This window comes from Glaciimonas sp. GG7 (assembly GCF_052976905.1).
In genome coordinates, this window is sequence record NZ_JBRIIQ010000179.1 from 1 (window position 1) to 3,955 (window position 3,955).

Annotated in this window: 3 protein-coding genes and 1 pseudogene; all 4 read right to left on the bottom strand. The window is 52.3% G+C overall.

Translation table 11 applies throughout. From position 1 onward, the window contains the following. Positions 1–50 precede the first annotated feature (50 nt). Positions 51–350, bottom strand: a pseudogene (locus ACVBEF_RS20750) (MFS transporter); the annotation flags it as partial. 90 nt (positions 351–440) lie between these two features. Next, positions 441–1,679, bottom strand: a complete 1,239-nt coding sequence (locus tag ACVBEF_RS20755) for an HlyD family secretion protein (RefSeq protein WP_447125802.1) — start codon at positions 1,677–1,679, stop codon at positions 441–443. Continuing rightward, entirely contained in the window at positions 1,676–3,241 is a 1,566-nt protein-coding gene (locus tag ACVBEF_RS20760; protein ID WP_447125803.1) for an efflux transporter outer membrane subunit, read from the bottom strand. Before ACVBEF_RS20760 ends, ACVBEF_RS20755 begins: the two co-directional genes overlap by 4 nt. 108 nt (positions 3,242–3,349) lie before the next feature. Further along, positions 3,350–3,841, bottom strand: a complete 492-nt coding sequence (locus ACVBEF_RS20765; protein WP_447125804.1) for a MarR family winged helix-turn-helix transcriptional regulator — start codon at positions 3,839–3,841, stop codon at positions 3,350–3,352. Positions 3,842–3,955: the final 114 nt, after the last annotated feature.

Sequence of the window (3,955 nt, forward strand, 5' to 3'; positions counted from 1 at the left end):
GCAGTCGGTGATAGCTTCTCTAAGCGCCCGGTTCATCGAGCACGAATCGATGACGACAGAATAAACAGAATGATCGAGGTAATGAACAATCGCACCTGACCAAAGCGCTGGGTCAGCCAGCCGGTCAGCGGTACTGAAATCGCGTTGGCCACCGCGAACGATGTGATAACCCAGGTTCCTTGTTGCGGCGATACGCCCAAGTCGCCGGAGATGGCGGGAATCGAAACGTTCGCAATAGATGAATCGAGTACGTTCATGAACACGGCTAGCGATAGTGCTACCGTGCCCAGAACCAGTTTTCCACCCGTTAAAGGCTGCAACGGCTGGCGTGATGGATTAGGGGAACTCATGCAGGCATTCCGGTGTGGTTAGTGTGCAAAATACCACGTAAAATGATAGAGAAAAGGTTCAGCATTTCACGCAGTTCGTTGCCGCAGATTTTAATGCGCGCTGTTGGGTGCATTGTTCGCAGCAATGATGCGATGGATAATGGCATCGGCTTCATCGCCCGATTTATCGAACACATCTGTCTTGTAAGCCGGCATCGTCCGCGCCGCAGAACCAGCGGTCAGCGATGTTCCTTCGGTATTGGCAATATCGACATTCACATCCATAGAAACGCCGATCCGCAAAGGATGGGTTTCCAGCTCTTTAGGATCCAACGTAATGCGCACAGGGATGCGTTGCACAATCTTGATCCAGTTACCGCTGGCATTTTGTGCTGGCAACAATGCGAAAGCCGAACCAGTGCCCGCCGCCAGGCCAGAAACCTTGCCGTGATATTCGATTTTCGAGCCGTACAAATCAGACTTTAATGTCACCGGCTGGCCGATACGCATATTGGAAATCTGTACTTCCTTAAAGTTGGCATCAACCCACAGCGCATTTAACGGCACGATCGATAGCAATGTCGTACCGGCGGCGACCCGTTGACCAACCTGGACTGACCGTTTAGCGATGTAGCCGGTAATCGGTGCTGGCAAGGTTGTGCGAGCGTAGTTCAGATACATAGTGCGTACCTGGGCTGCGGCGCGTAACACATTGGGGTGCTGTGCCACGTTCGTTTTGTCCGTCAACACATGGTTCGATGCAAGTTGTTCGACGGTTGCTTGTAACGCAGCATCGGCAGCTTGCAAAGCCACTTTGGCGTGCTCCAATTCTTCCTTAGACACAGCGCCGGTGGCGATCAATTGTTGGCGGCGCGCCAGATCGGCACGTGCTTTGTTGACTTCCGATTGACGCGCAGTCACGTTGGCATTCAGTGCGCTGTTATTGACAAATAACGTACGGACTTCACGAACGGTCTGCGCCAGTTGCGCTTCGGCCTGGTCGAGGGCGACTTTAGCATCGGCCTGATCCAACTCAATCAGTGCTTTGCCCGCATGGACAAGTTCGGTATCGTCGGCATTGATGGCGATGACGGTACCGCTTACCTGAGGCGTTACCTGTACCACGTTACCGGAGACGTACGCATCGTCGGTACCTTCATAATGACGGGCAAACACGAACCAATAAGCGCCGTAAGCAATCAACAAAATAATCAGGATAACGGTCGTCACTATGAGCAGGCCACGACGCTTGCCTTTGGTTTCAACCGGGGTTTCGACGTTGGGCACGCCAGCGCTAGCGGGAGTAGGCGCAACGGTAGGGTCTTGTGGAGTTTGATTTGGTGTGTTCATGACGCTGCATTCGCAAGAGTTGGACGGATCGATGAGAAATGATGACTATTTTTGGCATCAGGCGTGCTGGTGTTATCCGCCTCTGGCACCAACCCTTCGGTGCTGGCATCAAAGCCACCGCCCAAGGATTTGATGAGACCTACGCGTAGCATCGCCCGTCGCGCACGGGTATCGAGCTCTAGTTTGCGTTGCGACAAATAGGTAATGCGTGTGGCGACCACTTGCAGCATGTTGGCGGTGCCGACTTGTTGGCGTTGCTGCGCCAACTGCATACCGCGCTCTGCGGCTAAGGTTGCCGCTTGTTGATTGTTTTTTTCAATTTCAGCAGCGCGTAACGATTGCACCTGGTCCGAGACTTCGTGCAAAGCCTCGTTAAGCGCCTTGTTATAGGTCGCGACCGCACCGTCATAGGCGGCAACGCGCCCTTCGAGTTGTGCGCGCAAGGCACCGCCTTCAAAGATGGGCAAATGAATCGCAGGGCCAATCCCGTTGACGAAGCTCCCTTTACTCAGGAAATTTGTCCAACCAAGGCTGGACAAACCGACCATCGCTGACAGATTAACGTTGGGATAAAACTCAGTTTTGGCGACCTTGATGTCACTGAGCGCAGCCTCGACCTGCCAGCGCGCAGCAACGATATCGGCACGGCGTCCCAACAAGCCCAGCGGCAACTGGTTGGGCAGGGTGATGGCTGCCTCAGCCGGCAATGTTGGCTGGGGAATACTCAGTCCGCGATCCGGGCCTTGACCCAGTAACGCGGCGAGCTGATTGCGCGTCAATGCAATCGCTTCGTTCCACTGCGCATTTTCAGTACGCAGATTGGCGACTTGCAAGCGACTTTGCTGATTATCGCTTTGGGTGTCGAGACCCGCGGCAAAGCGCTGCTGCGTCAATTTATCGAGTTGATCACGCAAAGCTAATTGCTCATTGCTGACATCGAGCTGAGCATATTCTCGCGCTAGCTGAATCCATGCTTTGGCAACGGCGGTCGTCAATATCAACCGCGAAGCAGAATGTTCAGCTTCGGCTGCTTTGCTTTGCGATAGCGCTGAACGTAATTCAGCACCATGCTTGCCCCAAAAATCGAGATCGTAAGAAAAATTCAGCGCCAATTCATTGGCGGTCACGTACGCGCCACCGAAAGGAGGCGGGTAAATCGAATTTTCACTAAAGCGCGTGCGTGTGCTTGAAAAGCTGGCACCAACTTGCGGCTTGGAAGCAGCACCAGCCGCCTCCACCATCGCGCGTGCGGCGGCGACCCGGGACGCTGCAACTTGCAGATCAGGATTGCCAGCCAACGCCTCATCGGTAAGTTGCTGCAACGGCGCGCCGCCAATACTGGTCACCCAAGACGCATCAGGCCATTGGCCGCCTTGACCTGGCAACGACGTTGCCGTCGCGTAGTCGGTTGGTGCTTTCGTTTGCGCGCTGGTGTGAATGCCGCTCATATTGGCGCAAGCTGCCAGCAAAACGGCGACGGCGCAGACTGCAAGACGCTGTATGCCGCGCTGTATGCCTATGATGGGCGAAGCGCGTCGGGATGGAATGGGATGAATATTCATTGGAATGATGTATGTGATTTGTTTAAAGCAATTATTGATGGTGTCATGTTTTAAATGGATGTTCTATCAATACACAAGTACAAAGGCGCTTAAATTGCCATTGTCTGGTCAATGAATTTTAATGACAGAATTTTGTGTGTTGTTGGCAAGTGCGCGACGCAATAAAGATTTCAAAAAACCGATTTCTTCAGCAGTAAAACCTTCAAAATGCTGATTTAGTACTGCGCAAAAAGCAAGGGGGACTTTTTTAGCCAGCTCCACACCATCATCGGTCAGGCCGAGCTTAACCAAGCGCCGATCTAACGGGCATGGCTCGCGCGAAATTAAACCACGCGTGTTGAGTCGATCGATCATTCGCTTCATAGAAGCTGCGTCGGTAAAGGTTTCACGGGTTAAGTCGGCAGCTGTTGAATATTTTCCAGTAGAAAGCATCAACAGAATCGCTGCCTGTCCATGGGTGACGCCATAGTCGCTTAATAGCTCGTCCGAACTTTTCGTCAACATAGCCCGCGTGCGTGCGAGCAGGTAGCCGATGCTATCTTCGATTTGATAGGTGTCAAATTGGAAAAGTGGCGTGTTATTGCTAACTGGATTGTTCACTTGATTTCTTTATTAATAATTGCCTAGACAAGAATATACATGAATTTAAAGATGTTCGTCACCAGCCGTATTACAGAAAAACAACAAGCATGAAAAAAGGGAGCAATTCGAATG

What these genes read in the sequence shown, in the direction of transcription:
- ACVBEF_RS20760 (WP_447125803.1), bottom strand. Translation starts at nt 3,241, where the DNA reads ATGAATATTCATCCCATTCCATCCCGACGCGCTTCGCCCATCATAGGC.
- ACVBEF_RS20755 (WP_447125802.1), bottom strand. Translation starts at nt 1,679, where the DNA reads ATGAACACACCAAATCAAACTCCACAAGACCCTACCGTTGCGCCTACT.